The organism is Comamonas resistens, assembly GCF_030064165.1.
Classification (GTDB): Bacteria; Pseudomonadota; Gammaproteobacteria; order Burkholderiales; family Burkholderiaceae_C; genus Comamonas; species Comamonas resistens.
Genome location: NZ_CP125947.1, coordinates 4,943,191 through 4,963,843, shown reverse-complemented (window position 1 = coordinate 4,963,843; position 20,653 = coordinate 4,943,191). Strand labels below are relative to the sequence as shown.

22 protein-coding genes and 1 rRNA gene are annotated in these 20,653 nt (G+C 61.3%); 12 read left to right on the top strand and 11 right to left on the bottom strand.

Annotated elements, in window-relative coordinates; genetic code table 11:
• Positions 1 to 130: 130 nt before the first annotated feature.
• A 5S ribosomal RNA gene (gene rrf / locus QMY55_RS23210) occupies positions 131 to 243 on the top strand.
• Positions 244 to 416: 173 nt separating this feature from the next.
• On the opposite strand, the gene QMY55_RS23205 is transcribed toward rrf, so the two are convergent.
• From QMY55_RS23205 to QMY55_RS23185, 5 genes are all read right to left on the bottom strand, one after another.
• Positions 417 to 1,184 (bottom strand): class II glutamine amidotransferase, encoded by a 768-nt coding sequence (locus QMY55_RS23205; protein WP_283486451.1) that lies wholly within the window; start codon positions 1,182 to 1,184, stop codon positions 417 to 419.
• Positions 1,185 to 1,281: 97 nt separating this feature from the next.
• Entirely contained in the window at positions 1,282 to 1,500 is a 219-nt protein-coding gene (locus QMY55_RS23200; RefSeq protein WP_283489046.1) for a 4-oxalocrotonate tautomerase, read from the bottom strand.
• Between the two features lie 6 nt (positions 1,501 to 1,506).
• Positions 1,507 to 1,695 carry a 4-oxalocrotonate tautomerase gene (locus QMY55_RS23195; protein ID WP_283486450.1) on the bottom strand — a complete coding sequence of 63 codons (189 nt, stop codon included), beginning with the start codon at positions 1,693 to 1,695 and terminating at the stop codon, positions 1,507 to 1,509.
• 40 nt (positions 1,696 to 1,735) lie between these two features.
• Positions 1,736 to 1,966: a cysteine-rich CWC family protein gene (locus QMY55_RS23190; protein WP_283486449.1), complete on the bottom strand. Its 231-nt coding sequence runs from the start codon at positions 1,964 to 1,966 to the stop codon at positions 1,736 to 1,738.
• A 183-nt stretch (positions 1,967 to 2,149) separates the two neighbouring features.
• Positions 2,150 to 4,342 carry a malate synthase G gene (locus tag QMY55_RS23185; protein ID WP_283486448.1) on the bottom strand — a complete coding sequence of 731 codons (2,193 nt, stop codon included), beginning with the start codon at positions 4,340 to 4,342 and terminating at the stop codon, positions 2,150 to 2,152.
• Between the two features lie 464 nt (positions 4,343 to 4,806).
• Here QMY55_RS23185 and QMY55_RS23180 point away from each other — a divergent pair, with 464 nt between their 5' ends.
• Positions 4,807 to 5,166 (top strand): hypothetical protein, encoded by a 360-nt coding sequence (locus tag QMY55_RS23180; protein ID WP_283486447.1) that lies wholly within the window; start codon positions 4,807 to 4,809, stop codon positions 5,164 to 5,166.
• 63 nt (positions 5,167 to 5,229) lie between these two features.
• Here QMY55_RS23180 and QMY55_RS23175 read toward each other — a convergent pair whose 3' ends face one another.
• Both QMY55_RS23175 and QMY55_RS23170 read right to left on the bottom strand, forming a co-directional pair.
• The gene (locus QMY55_RS23175) at positions 5,230 to 5,916 is read right to left on the bottom strand and encodes a response regulator transcription factor (RefSeq protein ID WP_283486446.1); all 687 of its coding nucleotides are present in this window, start codon (positions 5,914 to 5,916) and stop codon (positions 5,230 to 5,232) included.
• A gap of 12 nt (positions 5,917 to 5,928) precedes the next feature.
• Entirely contained in the window at positions 5,929 to 7,107 is a 1,179-nt protein-coding gene (locus QMY55_RS23170) for a sensor histidine kinase (protein ID WP_283486445.1), read from the bottom strand.
• A gap of 432 nt (positions 7,108 to 7,539) precedes the next feature.
• Between QMY55_RS23170 and QMY55_RS23165 the strand changes: the two genes are divergently transcribed.
• The 8 genes from QMY55_RS23165 to QMY55_RS23130 all read left to right on the top strand — a co-directional run bounded on the left by QMY55_RS23165 (position 7,540) and on the right by QMY55_RS23130 (position 15,816).
• Positions 7,540 to 8,475 carry a LysR family transcriptional regulator gene (locus QMY55_RS23165; protein WP_283486444.1) on the top strand — a complete coding sequence of 312 codons (936 nt, stop codon included), beginning with the start codon at positions 7,540 to 7,542 and terminating at the stop codon, positions 8,473 to 8,475.
• Between the two features lie 88 nt (positions 8,476 to 8,563).
• Positions 8,564 to 9,010 carry a DUF2214 family protein gene (locus QMY55_RS23160; protein WP_283486443.1) on the top strand — a complete coding sequence of 149 codons (447 nt, stop codon included), beginning with the start codon at positions 8,564 to 8,566 and terminating at the stop codon, positions 9,008 to 9,010.
• Between the two features lie 129 nt (positions 9,011 to 9,139).
• Positions 9,140 to 10,849 (top strand): arginine--tRNA ligase, encoded by a 1,710-nt coding sequence (argS, locus tag QMY55_RS23155; RefSeq protein WP_283486442.1) that lies wholly within the window; start codon positions 9,140 to 9,142, stop codon positions 10,847 to 10,849.
• Between the two features lie 24 nt (positions 10,850 to 10,873).
• A complete protein-coding gene (locus QMY55_RS23150) occupies positions 10,874 to 11,584 on the top strand; it encodes an SPOR domain-containing protein (RefSeq protein WP_283486441.1) in 711 nt (236 codons plus the stop codon).
• A gap of 174 nt (positions 11,585 to 11,758) precedes the next feature.
• Complete coding sequence (locus tag QMY55_RS23145) at positions 11,759 to 12,409, top strand: thiol:disulfide interchange protein DsbA/DsbL (RefSeq protein ID WP_283486440.1); 651 nt, start codon at positions 11,759 to 11,761, stop codon at positions 12,407 to 12,409.
• Between the two features lie 199 nt (positions 12,410 to 12,608).
• A complete protein-coding gene (gene lptA, locus QMY55_RS23140) occupies positions 12,609 to 13,265 on the top strand; it encodes a lipopolysaccharide transport periplasmic protein LptA (protein WP_283486439.1) in 657 nt (218 codons plus the stop codon).
• The gene (gene lptB, locus QMY55_RS23135; RefSeq protein WP_283486438.1) at positions 13,262 to 14,047 is read left to right on the top strand and encodes an LPS export ABC transporter ATP-binding protein; all 786 of its coding nucleotides are present in this window, start codon (positions 13,262 to 13,264) and stop codon (positions 14,045 to 14,047) included. The genes lptA and lptB overlap by 4 nt, the downstream gene beginning before the upstream one ends.
• A gap of 173 nt (positions 14,048 to 14,220) precedes the next feature.
• Positions 14,221 to 15,816, top strand: a complete 1,596-nt coding sequence (locus QMY55_RS23130) for an RNA polymerase factor sigma-54 (protein ID WP_283486437.1) — start codon at positions 14,221 to 14,223, stop codon at positions 15,814 to 15,816.
• A 71-nt stretch (positions 15,817 to 15,887) separates the two neighbouring features.
• Here QMY55_RS23130 and QMY55_RS23125 read toward each other — a convergent pair whose 3' ends face one another.
• The 3 genes from QMY55_RS23125 to QMY55_RS23115 all read right to left on the bottom strand — a co-directional run bounded on the left by QMY55_RS23125 (position 15,888) and on the right by QMY55_RS23115 (position 18,101).
• Positions 15,888 to 16,814, bottom strand: coding sequence for an aspartyl/asparaginyl beta-hydroxylase domain-containing protein (locus QMY55_RS23125; protein WP_283486436.1), 927 nt, complete (start codon positions 16,812 to 16,814; stop codon positions 15,888 to 15,890).
• Between the two features lie 137 nt (positions 16,815 to 16,951).
• Positions 16,952 to 17,704 carry a tetratricopeptide repeat protein gene (locus tag QMY55_RS23120; RefSeq protein WP_283486435.1) on the bottom strand — a complete coding sequence of 251 codons (753 nt, stop codon included), beginning with the start codon at positions 17,702 to 17,704 and terminating at the stop codon, positions 16,952 to 16,954.
• Positions 17,705 to 17,762: 58 nt separating this feature from the next.
• Complete coding sequence (locus tag QMY55_RS23115) at positions 17,763 to 18,101, bottom strand: tRNA-binding protein (RefSeq protein WP_283486434.1); 339 nt, start codon at positions 18,099 to 18,101, stop codon at positions 17,763 to 17,765.
• A 151-nt stretch (positions 18,102 to 18,252) separates the two neighbouring features.
• On the opposite strand from QMY55_RS23115, the gene QMY55_RS23110 reads away from it, so the two are divergent.
• On the top strand, positions 18,253 to 19,539 hold the full coding sequence (locus tag QMY55_RS23110; RefSeq protein ID WP_283486433.1) for a THUMP domain-containing class I SAM-dependent RNA methyltransferase: 1,287 nt from the start codon (positions 18,253 to 18,255) through the stop codon (positions 19,537 to 19,539).
• Positions 19,536 to 20,033 (top strand): PIN domain-containing protein, encoded by a 498-nt coding sequence (locus tag QMY55_RS23105; RefSeq protein WP_283486432.1) that lies wholly within the window; start codon positions 19,536 to 19,538, stop codon positions 20,031 to 20,033. Before QMY55_RS23110 ends, QMY55_RS23105 begins: the two co-directional genes overlap by 4 nt.
• Here the strand turns inward: QMY55_RS23105 and fos are convergent, their stop codons facing one another.
• The gene (gene fos, locus QMY55_RS23100; RefSeq protein WP_283489045.1) at positions 20,034 to 20,444 is read right to left on the bottom strand and encodes a fosfomycin resistance glutathione transferase; all 411 of its coding nucleotides are present in this window, start codon (positions 20,442 to 20,444) and stop codon (positions 20,034 to 20,036) included.
• Between the last annotated feature and the right edge of the window lie 209 nt (positions 20,445 to 20,653).

The window sequence follows — 20,653 nt, the reverse complement described above, 5'->3', positions numbered from 1 at the left end:
AAGATCGTTCAAGTTATGCCAAGTGATGGCGCAATCGAAAAGCTGATAGAAGACTCTATGAATTCGTTGGAGAGAGAGTAAGGGATTAAGAAGTTAATGCCCAAGCGATCGATCCGACAAAAAGTTTATGCCTGATGACCATAGCGATTTGGTACCACTCCTTCCCATCCCGAACAGGACAGTGAAACGAATTTGCGCCGATGATAGTGCGGGTTCCCGTGTGAAAGTAGGTCATCGTCAGGCTCTTACAGAGAAAAACCCCGTAGTCATATGACTACGGGGTTTTTTATTGGGTGCTTCAAAACGAGGAGCGCTTTGCGCAGGCTGTCAAAGCATTGCGGCTGTAAAAATACCGGAAATCCATAAAAAGAGAGCGCTAGGCGCTCTCTTTTTATTGGGTCAAGGATTGAGATTTTTCAAAATGGTGCTGCCTGCCCGTTCACGAACACCCGCAGCTCGCCCGTCTGGAAGGACGTCCATTGCTCATTCTGGGTCAGTGGCGCAGTGACGATGATGGCCACCTTGTCCTGGGGCGTGGTCTCACGTGAGAAGTCCACACTGAGGTCCTCATCGGACAGCTGGGCTTGGGTAAACGGGTGCTGCCGCTCGATATAGCAAAGATGTGTGGTCGCATGAGCCCACAGTGCTTCGCCGTTGGAGAGCAGAAAGTTGAACGTGCCATGGGGCGAGATCTTGGCTGCGAGCTCGCGCAGGGTGTGTGTCAGCTCTTCGATACTGGGCAGGGCGGCATGGGACTTCGATAGCTCCTGCATGATCCAGCAGAAGGCTTGTTCGCTGTCTGTGTTGCCCACGGGCTGGAAGTGACCGTGCAGCTTGGGTGTGAAGTTCTTCAGATCGCCGTTATGTGCGAACACCCAGTTGCGACCCCATAGCTCGCGCACAAACGGGTGGCAGTTCTGCAGGCTGACCACGCCTTGTGTGGCCTTACGGATATGGGCAATGACGTTCTGGCTCTTGATCGGATATTCGCGGATCAGCTTGGCAATCTGCGAGTCGATGGCGCGCTCGTGGTCGACGAAGTGGCGCAGGCCTTTGTCTTCAAAAAAGGCAATGCCCCAGCCGTCCGTGTGATCGCCGGTATTGCCTGCGCGCTGGGTAAAGCCCGAAAAGCTAAAGCGCACATCGGTAGGCGTGTTGCAGTTCATTCCAAGCAGCTGGCACATGGGGTCGTCACATCTTCTGAGCAAAAAAACGTTATAGCCCAAGCTGGCGCCCAGGCATGAAAAAAGCAGCCGGGGCTGCTTTCGATAGATCAGGCGCTTACTGGCGCTCGGACCAGAGCTTGCCGCCCGTAGCCCAGTCGTGGCGCTTGATGTCGGTGATGATGATGTCCACCGATTCGGGCGAACCGCCCAGCACTTCCACGCTGACGCGGGTGATTTCCTCGACCAGCTTGCGCTTTTGCTCGACGGTGCGGCCTTCCATCATTTCAACGTGGTAAGTGGGCATGGGTTCTCTCCTGGTAAATGATGCGCCGATGATAAGTCAGGCTTGCTCGGACCAGAGCTTGCCGCCCGTGGCCCAGTTTTCGCGCTTGACGTCGGTGATGATGATGTCCACGGACTCGGGCGCGCTGCCCAGCACTTCGGCGGTCACGCGGGTCACTTCTTCGACCAGCTTGCGCTTTTGCTCGACGGTACGGCCTTCAAACAGTTCAATGTGATAGGTGGGCATCAGGGTCTCCTGTGGTGCTGAAAATACCTGTGTCTGGGGCTCAGGTGTGGTTGGAATCGCTGGGAATGTCTTGTGCGCAGGCCGGGCAGATGCAGCGTTTGCCGCGTACCTCGGAAGGCAGCCGGGCCAAGGCTTGCTGGGAGACTGTGGTCTGCATGCACCAGCAGCTTTCGGGAGGCAGGCCAGCGCTGATGGCACATTGGTTGGCCTGGCCGCACAGAGGGCAGAGGCTGGTATCCAGGGGCTGGTTCTTGGTGACAGGAGAGGACATTGCTTCAGTGTAGGTGGCATGCCGCAATCACCAAGAAAAATGCACTCGATGTACGGACATGGAGTGCATCTTTGATAGCTATTCGCGCATGTCCTTGGTGGATTTGACCTTTGAATCAGTCTGAATCGCAGGAAGGATATGCGCCAGCCGCTCCGATTGAAGGAGCGACTGGCTTGGCTGGCTTTAAGCGCCGGCCTTGACCTTCAGGCGCCAGGCGTGCAGCAGAGGCTCGGTGTAGCCCGAAGGCTGTTCCTTGCCCTTGAAGACCAGGTCCAGAGCCGCCTGGTAGGCTGCGCCATCGGGGTTGGCCACCAGGCTCTTGTAGGCGGGGTCGCCGGCGTTCTGCTCGTCCACGATCTTGGCCATGCGGGCATAGCTGTCGCGAACCATGGCTTCGGTCACGATGCCGTGCTGCAGCCAGTTGGCGATGTGCTGGCTGGAGATACGCAGCGTGGCGCGGTCTTCCATCAGGCCCACGTTGTGGATGTCGGGCACCTTGGAGCAGCCCACGCCCTGGTCGATCCAGCGCACGACATAGCCCAGGATGCCCTGGACGTTGTTGTCCACTTCCTGCTGCTTTTCAGCGTCGGACCAGTTGGGGTTGGTGGATACGGGTACTTGCAGGATGGCGTTGACCAGGTCGTCGCGTGCGGCATCGGCATCGGTCTTTTCCAGCTCTTGCTGCACTTCGGCCACGTTGACCTGGTGGTAGTGCAGGGCGTGCAGCGTGGCACCGGTGGGCGATGGCACCCAGGCGGTGTTGGCGCCAGCCTTGGGCTGGGCAATCTTTTGCTCCAGCATGGCCTTCATCAGGTCAGGCATGGCCCACATGCCCTTTCCGATCTGGGCGCGGCCGCGCAGGCCCATGCCCAAGCCGACCAGCACATTGCTCTTTTCGTAAGCAGGCAGCCAGGCGCAGGTCTTCATGTCAGCCTTGCGCACCATGGGGCCGGCGTACATGGCAGTGTGCATTTCGTCGCCGGTGCGGTCCAGGAAGCCGGTGTTGATGAAAGCCACGCGGGCAGGAGCTGCGGCGATGGCGGCCTTCAGGTTCACCGAGGTGCGGCGCTCTTCGTCCATGATGCCCAGCTTGACCGTGTTCTCGGGCAGGCCCAGGACTTGTTCGACGCGGCCGAACAGTTCGTTGGCGAAAGCGGCTTCGGCAGGGCCGTGCATCTTGGGCTTGACGATGTAGACAGAACCGGTGCGGCTGTTCTTGATGCCGTTGGCGCCGTTGCCCTTGAGGTCATGGATGGCGATGGCAGTAGTCACCAGCGCATCCATGATGCCTTCGGGGATTTCCTTGCCTTCGGCGCCCCACAGAATGGCGGGGTTGGTCATCAGATGACCCACGTTGCGCACGAACATCAGCGAGCGGCCGTGCAGCTTCACGCTCTTGCCGTCGGCACCGGTGTATTCGCGGTCGGCGTTCAGGCCGCGGGTCACGGTCTTGCCACCCTTTTCGAAGGACTCGGTCAGCGTGCCCTTGAGGATGCCCAGCCAGTTGGCGTAGCCGGCGATCTTGTCTTCGGCGTCCACGGCGGCCACGGAGTCTTCCAGGTCCAGAATGGTGGACAGGGCGGCTTCCACCACCACGTCGGACACGCCGGCGGCGTCAGAGCCACCGATAGGCGTGGCCTTGTTGATGATGATGTCGATGTGGATACCGTTGTTCTTCAGCAGCACCGACTTGGGCGCCGCAGCATCGCCCTGGTAACCGATGAACTTGGCTTCGTCCTTCAGGCCGGTCTTGCTGCCGTCCTTCAGGGTCACGACCAGCTTGCCGCCTTCAACGGCGTAGCCAGCGGAATCCTTGTGCGAACCGGCGGCCAGAGGGGCAGCCTGATCCAGGAAGTCGCGTGCAAATGCGATCACCTTGGCGCCGCGCACGGGGTTGTAGCCCTTGCCCTTTTCGGCGCCGCCTTCTTCGCTGATCACGTCCGTGCCGTACAGCGCGTCATACAGCGAACCCCAGCGAGCGTTGGCTGCGTTCAGGGCATAGCGGGCGTTCAGGATGGGCACCACCAGTTGGGGACCTGCCTGGATAGCCAGCTCGGCGTCAACGTTCTCGGTCGTGGCCTTGGCACCCTTGGGCGGCTCGACCAGATAGCCGATGGTGGTCAGGAACTGGCGATAGGCCGCCATATCGGTGATGGGGCCGGGGTTGGCCTTGTGCCAGGTGTCCAGCTCGGCCTGCAGGCGATCACGCTCGGCCAGCAGGGCTGCATTCTTGGGAGCCAGGTCGGCCACGATGGCATCAAAGCCCTTCCAGTAGGCTTCCTGGTCCACGCCAGTGCCGGGCAGCACTTGGGTGTTCACAAAGTTGTAGAGCTCGGTGGCGACTTGCAGGCCGTGGACTTGTGTGCGATCAGTCATAGGAAACCTCTGGTTGATGTCTCTAGATATTCAGGAGTCATTGCCCATCATGGGCAGCATGTCTGGATACTGTATTTGAATTCTTTGAGTACATAAATAACCTAAAACGTTCATAACTAGTGATGTTTTTATCTGCAATTGCCGGATGCACCGCAATTTTGATCAGTTCTGATGCACCGGAGCCCAGCGGCGGCCTGTTCTGAGAGGAGGCAAGACGCATCAAGCCGACCGGACTGGATTGCAGCTTGATCGCCGACGGCCCTTAGCCGGCAAGGGCCTATGAGCAAAAAATGACGCGATATCGCAGCCAATCTCTCATGAGAGTCGGAGCATGCCTTTGCAAAATGCGAGCTTGCTTGTCATAAATTTACATCTAGAATCAGAAGTGACTGTTTTGATTCAATGCATACCGAAAGAAACAGTGCTCAAGTTCATCCAATCCAATCTTCTTTGAGAGGCTACCGATGGCAAACCTGAATGAAAGTCTGCAGGATCTGATGACTCTGGACGGCGCTCTGTGCGCTGCGGTGGTGGATTACAACAGCGGCATGCTGTTGGGCAGCGTGGGCTCTGGCGTGGACCTGGAGCTGGCTGCCGCCGGCAACACCGAAGTGGTGCGTGCCAAGATCAAGACCATGAAATTGCTGGGCCTGAACGACAGCATCGAAGATATTCTGATTACCTTGGGCAAGCAGTACCACATCCTGCGCCCTGCAGAGAAGATCAATGGCATCTTCATCTATTACGTGCTGGACACTGGCCGCGCCAACTTGGCCCTGGCCCGGCGCAAGGTTGCCGATGTGGAATCGAAGATGGCGATGTAAGCCGGCGGCTTGCCTCTGGAAGAAGCGGGCCTTGAGGTCCGTTTTTTTATGCCCGGCTTGCGCTCATGCAGCGACCAGCGGCGCGCGGAACTGATAGCCGACTTTCTGCTGTGACTGCAGAGGTACGGCCAGTGGTGTGACTTTCTCGATGCGCCGGCGCAACCGGTAGATGGTGGCATGCAGGCTGTTGTCGGAGTCGGCGGCGCTGGTATGGCCCAGCAGGCTGCGCAGATGGTCGCGGCTGACCACATCGCCGCCAGCCTGTAAAAAGCACTCCATCAACATCAGGTCGGTGGCACTCAGCTCCACGGCCTGGCCATCAGGGGCGGTGAGAATGCTGCGGCGACCGTCCAGCTTCCAGGCCGTGGCGGTCTTGGCCGTGGTCATGATGCGGCGATGCACGGCGCGCACGGCCAGTTCCACCTGCTCGAAAGTTACGGGCTTGGTCAGATACATGTCTGCCCCGGCGTTGATGACTTCGGCAAACACCTCGGAGCCCAGCCGGCCCGAAACGATGAGCACACCCGCCTGGGTGCGCTTGCGGATGATGCGCAGCAGCTCGGTACCGGCCACGCCAGGCAGCATCAGATCCAGCACATAGAAGTCAAAGCGATAGGGGGCATCGTCGGCCAGCAGGTCGCTGCTGTCGCCATAGGCCGTGACCTCCACACCCTGGCTGCGCAGATGCTGGGTCAGAAATTCGCAGTACTCGGTATCGTCGTCAACCAGGGCGAGGGTGGCAGGCAGCATGTCTGTCGCTTCTTATTCGGCTAGGCCTTGGGGAATGAGCAGCCGCATGACAGTGCCATGAGGCTGGTTGGGCAGAGCTTGCACTGTACCCTGGTGCAATTCCAGCACCGAGCGCACGATGAACAGCCCCAGGCCTGCGCCCGTCCGGTGACGGCTGTGGTGGCCGCGTGAGCCTTTGTCGAACAGGCGCGGGCGCAGTGCATCGGAGATGCCCGGCCCCAGGTCCGCGACTTCCAGAATCAGGGCCAGCGGCTCGTCGGACTCCGAAATGCGCAGCGTGATCCGGGTGTCGGCTGGCGCGTAGGCCAGGGCGTTGTTGAGCAGATTGCGGATCGTCAGCCGCATCAGCGCGGAGTGCAACTGCACGGTACGCGGCTGGGTCAGCCATTGCACATCGATGCGCGGGCGTTGATCGGCTGCAATGTCATGCAGCACCAGCTTGATCAACGTGGGCAGATCGGTTTCGCTGGAGGTGCCGGCTTTGCCGCCTGCGGCCAGGATAGTTCCCGCTGCCAGAGTGTTGTCCAGCGTGCCAATGACCTGCTGCAGCACATGCTCGGCGCGCAGCAAGGCCCTGCTGGCAGGCTGCGCCTCGGGTATGTGCAGGCCGTCGATGGCGCTCATCGTTGCCTGCATCGCGGCCGAGGCATTGTTCAGTGGCTGGCGGATCTCGTGCGACAGCAGCTGCAGCATTTCGTTGTGTTCGGCCAGCATGGCGGTACGCCAGTCCAGCAGGGTGCGCAGCTTGTCCATCTCTCCCGCTGCATGCTGGCTGCTGCGCAACTGTTCGTGCAGGGCCTGCAATTGCTCGCGCTGGCGGGCGATGACCTGGCTGCGCGCGTGCTCGCGGCTCACATCCTGCATCACCATCAGCACGGGATGGCGGCCAGTGGCATTCGCACTGCCGGGGCGCAGCTGTATGCGCTGGTGCACCTGCATGCCCAGCTCGTCCGTGCTGCTGTCGTCGTATTCCTGAGCCAGACCCTGGGCCGCAGCCGCAAAGTGCTGGGCGTGGCTGCGCCAGATCTGGGCATGCAGCAGCGATTGCAGAGGCTGGCCCTGGGCGGTGGCGGCCTGTACGTCAAACCATTGGTACCAGCGCTGGTTGGCCAGTTGCAGTCGGCCCTCTTCATCCCACAGAGCGCAGCCCAGCCCGGCCTGACCGAGCAGTTCGGGCAGTGATGCGGTCATGGAGGTGGCTATAGAAGATGGTTGTGAATGGCTCATGACATCGGACTGGCAGGGCCCATGCAAAGGCGCTCCCAAAATCATAGGGCAAAGCCCCAGTTCTCAGATGAGGCCATAGCGCGTACGAATAACCGATATGCCGGTGTCGAAATTTCTTTCAATTTTGATTGAAACGTATATAAATACCAGGGATTTGATTTTGACTTGTGACTTCTAGGTAAGATATAAAAAATCGCAGCTTCATGTTCAGGCTATATGAAGCTGCTGCGATGCGGACTGGTTGCATGAATACGGATAGCGGCCAGCCATTGAGGTCACAAGACTTCCAATAACAATACTTCAAGAATCAAAGCTGCTTGTGCGATGTGTGCTGCTAGATGAATAGCGCAAGGCTGTCGTGCAGGAGACAACAAGGAACAGACAGGAGCAGCGGTCATGGACAAGCTCAAGGCATTTGAGTCATTTGTATCAGTCGCCACACGAGGCAGCCTCACGGCAGCCGCCAAGGCGGAGGGCGTGGCCCCCGCCATCATGGGGCGTCGTCTTGACGCACTGGAAGAGCATCTGGGCGTCAAGCTCATGGTGCGCACCACGCGTCGCATTTCCCTGACCCATGAGGGCAGTGCGTTTCTGGAAGATTGCCAGCGCCTGCTCTCCGATGTGTGCAATGCAGAGGCCAGCGTTTCGGCCGGCGGCGTCAAGGCTACGGGTCATCTGCGCATCACCGCCCCGGCAGGCTTTGGCCGTCGCCATGTGGCGCCTCTGGTGCCACGTTTTCGCGATCTGCACCCCGATGTCACGATTTCGCTGAATCTCAGCGACCGTGTGGTCGATCTGGCCGGCGAAGGCTTTGACTGCGCCGTACGCGTGGGCGATCTGCCCGACTCGGCTCTGGTCAGCGTGCGCATCGCCGACAACCGTCGTCTGTGCGTGGCTACGCCAAGCTATCTGGAGCGCCGTGGCACGCCCAAGCACCCCAGCGAGCTGACCCAGCATGACTGCCTGACGCTGTCATCCGACGCATCGCAAACCCGTGGCTGGGCCTTCCGCATTCCCCACCCCGAAAGCGGTACCAGCGAAGTCGTGCACTTCAAACCCGGTGGTCCTCTGGACTGCTCCGACGGCCAGGTTCTGCACGACTGGTGCCTGGGCGGCTGGGGCATTGCCTGGCGCAGCACCTGGGAAGTTGAGGCCGAGATCGCCGCAGGCCGTCTGGTACCGGTGCTCGAAGACTTTGCCGCACCGCCCAATGGCATCTTCGTGGTTTTCCCCCAGCGCAAACACATGCCGCTGCGCGTGCGCATGTGGATCGACTACCTCAAGCACCATTACAACCAGCCGGAATTCTTTCGCCTGGGTCTGGATTCCTGAGCAGGCTTGAAAGCGTAGACAATGAACCGGTCGCTGCCACGGAATGTCCGCCGGCAGCATTCCCTTTGTTCATTTCTATCGCTTAGCCATGACTTTTGAAGCTGTCCTTGCCAGCGCGCACCTGCTGGCCATTCTGACTTTGGTGGTGTTCCTGACCAGCCAGGCCGCGTTGTGCCGGGTGGAGTGGATGAGTGCTGCCGTTGTGCAGCGCCTTGCGCGGCTGGACATGATTTACGGCATCGCCGCCGTGGTCTTGCTGCTGACCGGCATTGCACGCCTGATCTGGGGCGTCAAAGGCATGGGTGGCTATGTGGCTTCGCCGCTGTTTCATATCAAGATGACTTTGTTCGTGGTGGCCGCGCTGCTGTCGTTCAAGCCCACTTTTGCCTTCCGTCGCTGGAAGAAAACGCTGGATGCCACCGGCCAGCTGCCGGCCCCCGAAGAGGTCAAGCAGACCCGCAAATGGGTGATGTGGCAAGGGCATTTGATTCCAGTCATCGCCGTCATTGCCATCTTCTGGGCACGCGGCATGTGAACGCCCGAAGGCAAAACTGCGCTCGCATATCTCCTTCTGCGATGCGCGGCAGCCACGTTGCAACGCCTTGTTGCGCGCTGGCAATCCAGCTTGGCTGCGCGGATCGGGGCAGCCACGTAAAATCCCGCCATGCTTTCCGTCAAACAAGAATTGCTCGCAGCTTTGGCTGGCGAGCTCGAAACACTCTCGCCCGGCGCCGGCGCACGCGCTGCGTTTGAAAACCCCAAAGTGGCAGCCCATGGCGATTTCGCTTGTACGGCGGCCATGCAGCTGGCCAAGCCCCTGAAGGCCAACCCCCGCGCTCTGGGCGAACAGCTCAAGACCGCTTTGGAAGCCACGGCGCCCTTCCAGCAATGGGTGGATGCTATTGAAATTGCAGGTCCGGGCTTTCTGAACATTCGCCTCAAGCCCGCAGCCAAGCAGCAGATCGTGCGCGAAGTACTGGCCCAAGGCGAGCAGTTCGGCTTCCAGGCCGATCGCGGCGAGAATATCCTCGTCGAATTCGTTTCCGCCAACCCCACCGGTCCCCTGCACGTGGGCCACGGCCGTCAGGCCGCAATCGGCGATGCCATCAGCAACCTCTACGCCACCCAGGGCTGGAGGGTGCACCGCGAGTTTTATTACAACGACGCGGGCGTGCAGATCGACACGCTGACCAAGAGCACCCAGTTGCGCGCCAAGGGACACAAGCCCGGTGACGAATGCTGGCCCACCGACAGCGACAACCCGCTGGCCAAGAATTTCTACAACGGTGACTACATTGCCGATATCGCCCAGGCATTCCTGAACAAGGAAACCGTCAAGGCCGACGACCGCGAGTTCACCGCCAATGGCGATGTCGAGGATTACGACAACATCCGCCAGTTTGCCGTAGCCTATCTGCGCAACGAGCAGGACAAGGATCTGCAGGCGTTCAACCTCAAGTTCGACCAGTACTACCTGGAGTCCAGCCTTTACGAAAACGGCTATGTCGACGAAACCGTGCAGCGTCTGATCGCCAACGGCAAGACCTATGAGCAGGACGGCGCACTGTGGCTCAAGTCCACCGACTACGGTGACGACAAAGACCGCGTGATGCGCAAGACGGATGGCGGCTACACCTACTTCGTGCCCGATGTGGCCTATCACATCCAGAAGTTCAAGCGCGGCTTCACCAAGGTCGTGAACATTCAGGGCACGGATCACCACGGCACCATCGCGCGCGTGCGTGCCGGCCTGCAGGCTGCCGACGTGGGCATTCCCCAGGGCTACCCTGACTACGTGCTGCACACCATGGTGCGTGTGGTGCGCAATGGCGAAGAGGTCAAGATCAGCAAGCGTGCAGGCTCCTACGTGACCTTGCGCGACCTGATCGAATGGACCAGCAAGGATGCGGTGCGCTTCTTCCTGCTGAGCCGCAAGCCCGACACCGAGTACACCTTTGACGTGGATCTGGCCGTGGCCCAGAACAATGACAACCCCGTGTACTACGTGCAGTACGCCCATGCCCGTATCCAGTCGGTGCTGCGCGCCTGGCAGGAAGCCGGCGGCGGCGGCGTGCCCACCCTCAAGGAGGTGGACCTGTCGGCGCTGGAAGGCCCGCAGGCCCAGGCTCTGATGCTGCTGCTGGCCAAGTACCCCGAGATGCTGACGGCGGCCGCCGAAGGCAACGCCCCGCACGACGTGACTTTCTACCTGCGCGATCTGGCCTCCAGCTACCACAGCTACTACGACGCAGAGCGCATTCTGGTGGACGACGAGAAGGTCAAGCTGGCCCGTCTGGCTCTGGTCGCCGCCACCGCCCAGGTGCTGCACAATGGTCTGGCCGTGCTGGGTGTGGACGCACCCGAGCGCATGTAACTTGAAGCGTAAACAAAGCGACTTATGAAGAAGCAGCAACGCGGTGGCACCATCCTCGGTCTTATCTTTGGCATGGTCATCGGCCTGGCCGCAGCTTTGGCTGTGGCCATCTATGTGACCAAGGTGCCTGTGCCATTCCTGAACAAGGGCGGCAGCAACACGCAAAGAGATGCGGCCGAGGCCGAACGCAACAAGAACTGGGACCCCAACGCGCCGCTGCAAAGCCGCCAACCTGCTCCGCCTCCCGTGGCTCCGGTCGTGCCGCCCAGCGACGTGACCGTGACGCCGCCCACCACACCGGCCCAGCCCACGTCCACGGGTGGTGTGACGACACCTGTGGCTCCGCCCGCTGTCGCGCCTACCAAGCCCGCGACCGGTGATCCTCTGGGCGATCTGGTCAAGGAGCGCTCTGCTGCGGCGGACAAGGCCGAAAAGGCCCGTGCAGAGCGCGAAAAGGCTGCGGCGCAAGCCGCCCATCCGGCGCAGTCTGCCGACTCCGCCTTCAACTACTTTGTGCAAGCCGGAGCTTTCCGCGGCCAGAGCGAGGCCGAGGCGCAGCGCGCCAAACTGGCCATGCTGGGCTGGGAGTCGCGCATCAGCGAGCGCGAGCAAAACGGCATCACCATCTTCCGCGTGCGGGTGGGCCCCTTTGGCAAGCGCGATGATGCGGAAGCCCTCAAGGGCAAGCTCGATGGTGCCGGAGTGGATTCCTCGCTGGTACGGGCTGCGAAATAAGTTGTTTCCCCCCTGAGCGGCTTCGCCGCTTCCCCCCAGGGGGACGGCAGCCTCGCCGCGAGGCGGCTCTTGCTCGCTGCCTCTGAAGCGGGCTGGCCCGCTTGTCGGCTGGTTGAACTTTTAAGAGGCTGGCGCCTCAGATATTGCAGACTTGAACTCAAGGAGTTTATTGGAATGAAACGCCGTGAATTTTCTATGGCTGCCTCGGCAGCTGCTGCTGGTGCTCTGACTCTGGGCGCTTCCTCTAGCTGGGCCCAGGCCGCCGCACCCAAGGAGGGCAAGGACTACGTCAAGCTGGGCAAGCCCGCCTCGGTCAGCGCCCCGGCCGGCAAGGTCGAGGTCATCGAGTTCTTCTGGTATAGCTGCCCGCACTGCAATGCCTTCGAGCCCCAGTTCGAAGCCTGGGCCAAGAGCCAGCCTGCCGATGTGGTCGTGCAGCGCGTGCCTGTGGCGTTCAACGCTTCGTTCGTGCCTCAGCAGAAGCTGTATTTCGCGCTGGAAGGCATGAATCTGCTGCCTCAGCTGCACGCCAAGGTGTTCCGTGCCATCCATGTGGAGCGCAACGGCCTGAAGAACGACGACGCCATCTTTGACTGGATCGGCAAGCAAGGCGTGGATCTGACCAAGTTCAAGTCGGTCTACAACTCCTTCACCGTGAGCAACCAGGTGCGCAAGGCTTCCCAACTGCAAAACGAGTACGACGTGGAAGGCGTTCCCGCCATGGGCGTGGCCGGCCGTTACTACACGGACGGCACCAAGGCCGGCAATATGGAGAACGTGCTGCGCGTGGTCAACGCGCTGGTCGCCTCCAGCCGCAAGGCCTGAGCTTCAGGTCGCTGCCCCGCAAGCCCGCCTATGCGCGGGCTTTTTTGTCCCTGGACCGTCCCAAGACAAAGGCACCCGCTTGTGTGAGCCGTGGCCACACAAGCGGGCAAGCGTGAGGGCCATTTTTATTGCTGAGATTTCTGCCGGGCTTCCGAAAGGGGAGTGACTACAATGAACGCAAGAAACGTGCCTTTTTCTCATGAATAAAACACTCCTACCTCTTGCGCTGGCCTGTGCTCTGGTGGCCGCGACTGGCATAGCCCATGCCGAAAAGGCCGACAGTGCCAAGCCCATGAACATCGAGGCGGATGCCCTGCGTCATGACGAGCTCAAGCAGACCAGTGTCTTCACCGGCAATGTGGTGATGACCAAGGGCTCCATCGTGCTGCGTGGCGCGCAGCTCGATGTGCGCCAGGATGCCGAGGGTTACCAGTACGGCGTGATTGTGGCCGAGCCCGGCAAGCGGGCCTTCTTCCGCCAGAAACGCGACACCTTGCCAGGCCAGCCTGAAGAGTTCATCGAAGGCGAAGGTGAGACCATCGAATACGACGGCAAGGCCGACATCGTCAAGTTCATCCGCCGTGGCGAGATGCGCCGCTATCGCGGCGGCCAGCTCAGTGACCAGGTCACGGGCTCCATCATCATCTACAACAACATCACCGACGTATATACGGTCGATGGTCAGAAAACCAGCGGCGGCCTGCCCAGCTCCTCGGTGGGGCAGGGCGGTCGTGTGCGCGCCATCATGGCTCCCAAGGATGGCACGCCAGGCGCTCAGCCCAAGCCTGCGACGCCCGCGACGCCTTTGCGTCAGAGCATGACGCTGGGTGGCGAGAAAGCCGACGAGAAGAAATGATCGAGCCGACATTCTCCAACAGCACCCGCAGCGGTGAGTCCGACAGCCGCCTCGAAGCCAAGCATCTGGCCAAGTCCTATGGCAGCCGCAAGGTGGTCAAGGATGTTTCGCTGTCCGTGCAAAAAGGCGAGGTTGTGGGCCTGCTGGGCCCCAACGGCGCGGGCAAGACCACCTCGTTCTACATGATCGTGGGCCTGGTGCGCAGCGATGGCGGCGAGATCTTCATCGACGGCCACCCCGTAGGCAATATGCCGATTCACCAGCGCTCGCGCCTGGGCCTGTCCTATCTGCCGCAGGAAGCCTCGATCTTTCGCAAGCTCAGCGTGGAAGACAACGTTCGCGCCGTGCTGGAGCTGCAAAAAGACGATCAAGGCCATACGCTGAGCCGCGACGAAGTGGAAAAGCGCCTGACGGGCCTGCTGCAGGAGTTGCGCGTCGATCATCTGCGCGAGTCGCCGGCGCTGGCGCTGTCCGGCGGCGAGCGCCGCCGCGTGGAAATTGCCCGTGCCCTGGCCACGCAGCCGCGCTTCATCCTGCTGGACGAGCCCTTTGCCGGTATCGACCCCATTGCCGTGATCGAGATCCAGCGCATCATCGGCTTCCTCAAGGATCGCGGCATCGGCGTGCTGATCACCGACCACAACGTGCGCGAAACCCTGGGCATCTGCGACCACGCTTTCATCATCAGCGACGGACATGTGCTGGCCGAAGGCACGCCCGAGGAAATCGTGGAGAACGCCGATGTGCGCCGCGTTTACCTGGGCGAACACTTCAGGATGTGAGCAATGGCCCCCACGCTCGTTACTGCGTGTACTGCGCTGCCCCTACGCCGGGTGCCCCCCGAGGGGGCCCTGACCGGCGAAGCCGGATTCCGCCTTGGGGCGGCCCGGCGGCGGAATCGGGTTCTTGCCAAAAGCCTGTGGATTGGTAAGAAGAAGGCAAGAGCCGCATCACGATGAAGCCAGGACTCTCGCTACGTGTATCCCAGCATCTGTCGCTGACGCCGCAGCTGCAGCAATCGATTCAGCTGCTGCAGCTGTCCACGCTGGAGCTGGCGCAGGAAGTCGAGCAGATGCTGGTCGACAACCCGTTTCTGGAACTCGATGGTGATGGGCCGGGCACAGCTGCTCCTGATGACATAGCTGCAGGCGCACGTGAGTCCAACATTTCAGATGGGTATTCATCCGAAAAAGAGTCGGAAAGAGCGCAAGCAGCTTCTGAATCCATAGCGGAACCTTCCACCAACGAAACCCCGGACAGCCTGAACTGGGAGGCCGACGGTCTGGATGGCCAGGATGGCGAATGGGGCGGCGAAGCCAGCAGCGAGTGGGATGCTCCCTCGGCCAGCGGCTCCACGCGCAACCGTGATGACGACGAAGAGGTCGATGCCATTGATCTGGCGCGCGGACATGAGAGCCTGACGGACTTTCTGCACCGCCAGGCGCTGAGCCTGCATCTGGGAGCCGAAGATACGGCGGCGCTGCGTTTTCTGATCGAGTCGTTGAACGACGATGGCTATCTCGAAGAATCGCTGCAAGAGCTGGCACACAGTCTGGCGGGCGATGATCTGGAAGAGCGCGAAGAGCTGGAGCAGCGCTTTGCCATCGCGCTCAAGCTGCTGCAAAGCCTAGAGCCCGTGGGCGTGGGCGCGCGCAATCTGGCCGAATGTCTGCAGCTGCAGCTGCGCGATCTGATCCGCGATGCAGAGGACGAAGGCACGACAGCGGCGCATATCAACCAGCTGCTGCTGGCCCAAAGCATTTGTGCGCAGCCCCTGGACCTGCTGGCGCGGCGCGATCTGCGCAAGCTGGCCAGCCTGTGCGGTGCGCGTGAAGAGGCGCTGCGCGAGGCCATGGCCTTGATCGCCCGGCTGGAGCCGCGTCCCGGGCGCCGCTTTGTCGATCTGGAGCGCCAGATCGTGGTGCCCGATGTCATTGTGCGGCCGGTGCGTTCCAGCTCGGGCCGTGTCGACTTTTCCGTGCAGCTCAACCCCGATGTCATGCCCAGGCTGCGTGTGCACGACATCTATGCCAATGCGCTGCGCCGTCACAAGAACAGTGAAGGCCATGCCGCGCTGCAGCAGCGCCTGCAGGAAGCGCGCTGGTTCATCAAGAACATCCAGCAGCGCTTTGACACCATTCAGCGAGTGTCCGAAGCCATCGTGGAGCGGCAGAAGAACTTCTTTGTGCATGGCGAGCTGGCCATGCGCCCGCTGGTGCTGCGCGATATTGCCGATGCCTTGGGCCTGCATGAGTCCACCATCAGCCGCGTGACCACGGCCAAATACATGGCCACGCCCCAGGGCACCTTCGAGCTCAAATACTTCTTTGGCTCGGGACTGGGCACGGAAACCGGCGGCAGCGCGTCGAGCACGGCCGTGCGTGCGCTGATCAAGCAGTTTGTCGACGCCGAGGACCCCAAGAAGCCGCTGTCGGACGCCAAGCTGGCCGATATGCTCAAGGAGCAGGGCATTGAATGCGCGCGCCGCACCGTGGCCAAGTACCGCGAGCAGCTCAAGATACCGACGACCACGTTGCGCAAGGCGCTGTAAATGCCTTGAAAACAAAAAAGCCGCTGATGCAATGCACAGCGGCTTTTTTAGTGACTTGGCTCCGCCCTTACTTATTTAGCGGGGATCAGCCACCATACAAACAGCACGAGCACGCCTATCATCAGACCGAACTTGAGGATCTTGTAGAAGGTCGGATTCCAGTCGCGGAAGGCGCGGCGGTACTTGCCCATGTAGAACGAGATCTTGAACAGCTTGCTGATCATGCCGCGCGGGTCGCCCTCGTTGTTGGGCGAGCTGGCGGCGGCCACCACGTTCTTGCCCAGCCAGTGGTTGAGCCATTGCGCGAAGCCGTTGGTCATGGGGCGTTCCACATCGCAGAACAACACGATGCGGTTGCCTTCGCTGCGGTTCTCGGCCCAGTGCATATAGGTTTCGTCGAAGATCACGCCTTCGCCCTCGCGCCAGCTATAGGGCTGGCCGTCGACCTCGATCATGCAGCGGTCGTCGTTGGGCGCCAGCACCGCCAGGTGGTAGCGCAGCGAGCCTGCATAGGGGTCGCGGTGCAGATTGAGCTTGGCGCCGGGCGGCAGCTCGGCAAACATGGCGGCCTTGACGCTGGGAATGGACTTCACCAGGGCTGTGGTCTTGGGGCACAGTTCCATGGCCGAAGGGTGGGCATCGCCATACCACTTCAGATAAAAGCGTTTCCAGCCGGTCTTGAAGAAGGAATTGAAGCCCGCGTCGTCGTTGTTGGCGGCGGCCTTGATCTGCATGTTCTTTTGCAGGTTGACGGCTTCCTCGCGGATCTCGCGCCAGTTGGCCTGCAGCGGGGCCAGCTCGGGGAAGGTGCTGGTGGGCAGATAGGGCGTGCGCGGCACCTTGCTGAACATCAGCATGAAGACGTTGAACGGCGCCGTGAAGGTGGAGTGGTCGAACAATTGCTTCACCACCTTGTGGCGCACCTTGCCGCGCAGGTGCATGTACAGGCCGCAGCCGAAGAACAGCAGCACCAGGGCCAGAACGATGATTTTTGCCATAGTTTGCAATTTTACCGGGCCGCTCCAAACAGGTCATGGCCCAGGTCAAACGGCTGCGTGGTCTCTGGAAGCGCTTTGTGAGCTGCTTTTGAATCAATAGCTGTCAGCGCTTGATGGGTAAGGGCTGAGGCCTGTTTTTACTGTGAATGCTTGGCAAAGGCGCTCTGGATGCGTTGCAGCAGTTCACGGTTCAGGGTGCGCTGGTGGCTGCTCCAGTGAGTCTGGGCTTTTTCAAGCTCGCCCTGCAGGCGGCGGGCCGTACCCCAGTCTCCGGACTCGGTGCACCAGATGGCGTATTCGCCCAGCACCTCGAAGCTGCCGGAGCGCACGCGCAGAAACTCGAAGGACTGGCGCGCCATGGCGTTGTCGCCCTGGGCTGCATACGCCTTGGCGATCAACAGGCCGACTTCGTCTGCACGGTAATTGATATCGGTCTGGGCAATGACCTTGAGGTGCTGCAGCGCCGTCTGCGGCTGTTCGGCATCCAGAGCCGCACGCGCTGCGCCCCAGCGGATTTCCAGGTCGTTGGCGAACGGTCCCTTCATGCTGGCTTCAAAGTGCTGCAGCGCCTGTCGGGGCTGGCCGGCTTCCAGCAAGGCCTGGGCCAGGCGGATTTCATTCTGGGCTGTGGCTGAGTAGTCAAATGCCGCCTGCGCCTCACGCAGCTCGCGGGTCGGGTCCAGGGACTTGGCGGCCTGCCGTACCAACTGGCGTGCACCACGCTCCAGGCGCGAGTTGGGCAGGTAGATGGCAATCGCATAGACCACGCTGCCCAGAAAAGGGAAGGCCAGCAAGATGAACAGCCAGTAGTTGTTCTGCCCTGTGCGCACCGCATGCACGGCAAAGAACAGGGCAATGATGACGTGCAGTCCGACTCCGGCAAAAGCCATGGCAATCCCTTGTGTTGATGACGCGGCGGATTATAGAAAGGCCGCCAGGGTGGCGCTGCTACAGCAGTCGCGTGCCCAGCGGCACCGCCTTGTCTGGCACGCACAGGGCCACGGCGCCAGCGGCGTCGTGAAAGCCGGTGACCAGGCATTCACTCATCAGCGGGCCGATCTGTTTTTTCGGAAAATTCACCACGGCCACGACCAGACGGCCCACCAGCTCCTCGGGCTGGTAATGCGCGGTGATCTGCGCACTGGACTTGCGCTGGCCCAGCTCGGGGCCAAAGTCCAGCAGCAGCTTGTAGGCGGGTTTGCGGGCCTCGGCAAAGACCTCGGCCTGCAGCACGCGGCCCACGCGCAGCTCCACCTTCATGAAGTCGTTCCAGCTGATTTCTTCCATTTTTCTAGCTCCTTCAGGTGGGCATCATGCCCTGGCGTCATGGCTAGTCTGTAGAGCAACGCTTGTCGTGCGCAGGCACTGGAAAAGGCCTAGCGCGTATGCTTATGCCCTGAAACGCGCCGGGCAAGCGGTCTGGTGCGCACTGATTTCTATGAACCAACTGCATCTGTTTCTGCCCTGCGCCGCCGGCGTCGAGGGCTTTCTGGCCGACGAGGTCCACGCCATCACCGGCGCCACCGGGCAGGATCTGCTCGTGGGCCGGGGCGGCGTCATGCTGCGCGGCATGTGGCGCGATGCCATGCTGCTCAATCTGCACAGCCGCCTGGCGCAGCGTGTGCTGATCGAGCTGTCGCACACCATGTACCGCAGCGAGAACGATCTGTACCGCGCCGCCAGCGAGGTGGCCTGGGAGATCTGGTTCTCGCCCAAGGAAACCTTCAAGATCGAAGTGACGGCCCAGCACAGCCCGCTGACCAGCCTGAACTTTGCCGCGCTCAAGGTCAAGGACGCGATTGCCGACCGCTTCCGCGAAAAACGCCATGGCGTGCGCCCCAGCGTGGAAACGCACCACCCCGATGTGCGCGTGCACCTGCACCTGACCACGGACGGCGCCACCATCTATATCGACACCTCGGGCGAGGCGCTGTTCAAGCGCGGCTGGCGCGAGGACAAGGGCGATGCGCCGCTCAAGGAAACCCTGGCCGCCGCCATGATTGCCGCCAGCGGCTGGAATCCGCATGGCGACAACCCCCAGCCGCTGTACGACCCCTGCTGCGGCAGCGGCACCGTGGTGATCGAGGCCGCGCAGATTGCACGCAAGATTCCGGCCGGTATCCTGCGCCGCTTTGCGTTCGAGAAGCTCGTACCGTTCCAGCGTCATGTCTGGGAAGCCATGCTGGATGAGGCCGAAGCCGCCATCCTGCCCGAATCGCCCGTGGGCATTTACGGCTCGGACATTGCTTTTCGCATGGTGGACTTTGCCCAGCGCAATGCCGAGCGTGCCGGCGTGGCCGAATCGGTGCATCTGCGCGGTGGCGATGCGCTGCAGCGCATGCCGCCCAGCGAGCAGCCCGGCATGATGATCTTGAACCCGCCCTATGGCGAGCGTATTGCCGCTGCCGGTGCTTCCGGCCGCAATGCGGCGGAGCGCATGGGTCAGGTCGAACGCGCAGGCCGCGAAACCGCGCAGACCGAGGACGGCGGTGAATTCTTCAGCCAGCTGGCCAGCCACTGGAAGAAGAACTACAGCGGCTGGAGCGCCTATATGCTTACGCCCGACCTCAAGCTGCCCGGCCAGATGCGACTGAAAGAGTCGCGCCGCACTCCCATGTGGAACGGCCCCATCGAATGCCGTTTGTTCCGCTTCGACATGGTCAAGGGATCGACCAAGCCCCGCAAAGCGGCTGAAGGCCATATTCAGAGCGATACACAGCAATGAAGATCGCTCCTCTGCGCTGGCCGGCCTGCAACGCCGGCTACGAAGGCCCGTTGCCGCGCCCCATGATTCTGGACACCAATGTGGTGCTGGACATGCTGATCTTTGACGACCCGCACATCCCCAGCATCCGCGAGCTGGTCGCCCGTGGCGAGGTGCGCTGGATTGCCGATCAAGCCCAGCGCATCGAACTGGGCCGCGTGCTGCACTACAGCCAGATTGCCCCGCGCGTCAGCTACTACGGCAAGACGCCCGAAGGCGTGATGGCGGCCTTCGATGCCGCTGTCGAATATGTGGCCGAAGCGCCCAAGATCCGTTTTACCTGCACCGATCCCGACGATCAGCATTTCCTGGACCTGGCCAGCCAGCACAAGGCCCTGCTGGTCAGCAAGGACCGGGCCGTGCTCAAGCAGCGCAAGCGCGTCGCCACCCACTATGGCGCGACCGTGGGGAATATCGTGCTGCTGGAAGAGGAAACCGCTGCGCTTGAGGCGTAGTCAGTCAAAAAACTGCATGCCTGCATAAGGCCGCAACCGGCATTGTTCCAGGCGGCTTTCCAGCGAACCCACATGGGCTTCGAGCTGGTGGCCGTCCGGGTCCAGAAAGTAGAAGGAGTCGCCTTCGCTGCGGTTGCTTTTCCACTCCTTTACGCCATATGACCTGGCATGTTCCACAAAGCGGGCAAAGTCCTGCTGGGCAATATTGAAGGCGTAGTGGGTGTAGTCAGGGGCGCTGGCCAGACTCCGTGCCTTATCCAGTGACAGACACAGCCATAAGTCGCCGAGCTCCAGATAGGCCCCGGTATCCCACTGTGCACGCAGACGGAACCGCAGCACACCCACGTAAAAGTCCACGCTGGCCTGCAGCCCGGTCACGGCAAGAGTGAGGTGATTCAGTCCGGTAAGCATGGTGACGATGGGGCTGGCATAAGGCACCTGAGTGTGCCACTGCTGCGTGTCGCTTCTGCCTGGGCCGCCAAGCCAATGCCGGCTGCGGCACCGGTGACCGGTGCGATGCGCTCCTGCCGTCGTTTCAGGCTGCGATGTGTCCGCTAGTGCGGTGATGTTGCGAACTAACCACCCATGAGGGCTCTGCAATAGCGCAAGCCGTTAGGATT

Coding starts and splice junctions, on each gene's coding strand:
- QMY55_RS23205 (WP_283486451.1), bottom strand. CDS start 1,184: ATGTGCCAGCTGCTTGGAATGAACTGCAACACGCCTACCGATGTGCGC.
- QMY55_RS23195 (WP_283486450.1), bottom strand. CDS start 1,695: ATGCCCACCTATCACATTGAACTGTTTGAAGGCCGTACCGTCGAGCAA.
- QMY55_RS23190 (WP_283486449.1), bottom strand. CDS start 1,966: ATGTCCTCTCCTGTCACCAAGAACCAGCCCCTGGATACCAGCCTCTGC.
- QMY55_RS23185 (WP_283486448.1), bottom strand. CDS start 4,342: ATGACTGATCGCACACAAGTCCACGGCCTGCAAGTCGCCACCGAGCTC.
- QMY55_RS23180 (WP_283486447.1), top strand. CDS start 4,807: ATGGCAAACCTGAATGAAAGTCTGCAGGATCTGATGACTCTGGACGGC.
- QMY55_RS23175 (WP_283486446.1), bottom strand. CDS start 5,916: ATGCTGCCTGCCACCCTCGCCCTGGTTGACGACGATACCGAGTACTGC.
- QMY55_RS23170 (WP_283486445.1), bottom strand. CDS start 7,107: ATGACCGCATCACTGCCCGAACTGCTCGGTCAGGCCGGGCTGGGCTGC.
- QMY55_RS23165 (WP_283486444.1), top strand. CDS start 7,540: ATGGACAAGCTCAAGGCATTTGAGTCATTTGTATCAGTCGCCACACGA.
- QMY55_RS23160 (WP_283486443.1), top strand. CDS start 8,564: ATGACTTTTGAAGCTGTCCTTGCCAGCGCGCACCTGCTGGCCATTCTG.
- argS (WP_283486442.1), top strand. CDS start 9,140: ATGCTTTCCGTCAAACAAGAATTGCTCGCAGCTTTGGCTGGCGAGCTC.
- QMY55_RS23150 (WP_283486441.1), top strand. CDS start 10,874: ATGAAGAAGCAGCAACGCGGTGGCACCATCCTCGGTCTTATCTTTGGC.
- QMY55_RS23145 (WP_283486440.1), top strand. CDS start 11,759: ATGAAACGCCGTGAATTTTCTATGGCTGCCTCGGCAGCTGCTGCTGGT.
- lptA (WP_283486439.1), top strand. CDS start 12,609: ATGAATAAAACACTCCTACCTCTTGCGCTGGCCTGTGCTCTGGTGGCC.
- lptB (WP_283486438.1), top strand. CDS start 13,262: ATGATCGAGCCGACATTCTCCAACAGCACCCGCAGCGGTGAGTCCGAC.
- QMY55_RS23130 (WP_283486437.1), top strand. CDS start 14,221: ATGAAGCCAGGACTCTCGCTACGTGTATCCCAGCATCTGTCGCTGACG.
- QMY55_RS23125 (WP_283486436.1), bottom strand. CDS start 16,814: ATGGCAAAAATCATCGTTCTGGCCCTGGTGCTGCTGTTCTTCGGCTGC.
- QMY55_RS23120 (WP_283486435.1), bottom strand. CDS start 17,704: ATGGCTTTTGCCGGAGTCGGACTGCACGTCATCATTGCCCTGTTCTTT.
- QMY55_RS23115 (WP_283486434.1), bottom strand. CDS start 18,101: ATGGAAGAAATCAGCTGGAACGACTTCATGAAGGTGGAGCTGCGCGTG.
- QMY55_RS23110 (WP_283486433.1), top strand. CDS start 18,253: ATGAACCAACTGCATCTGTTTCTGCCCTGCGCCGCCGGCGTCGAGGGC.
- QMY55_RS23105 (WP_283486432.1), top strand. CDS start 19,536: ATGAAGATCGCTCCTCTGCGCTGGCCGGCCTGCAACGCCGGCTACGAA.
- fos (WP_283489045.1), bottom strand. CDS start 20,444: ATGCTTACCGGACTGAATCACCTCACTCTTGCCGTGACCGGGCTGCAG.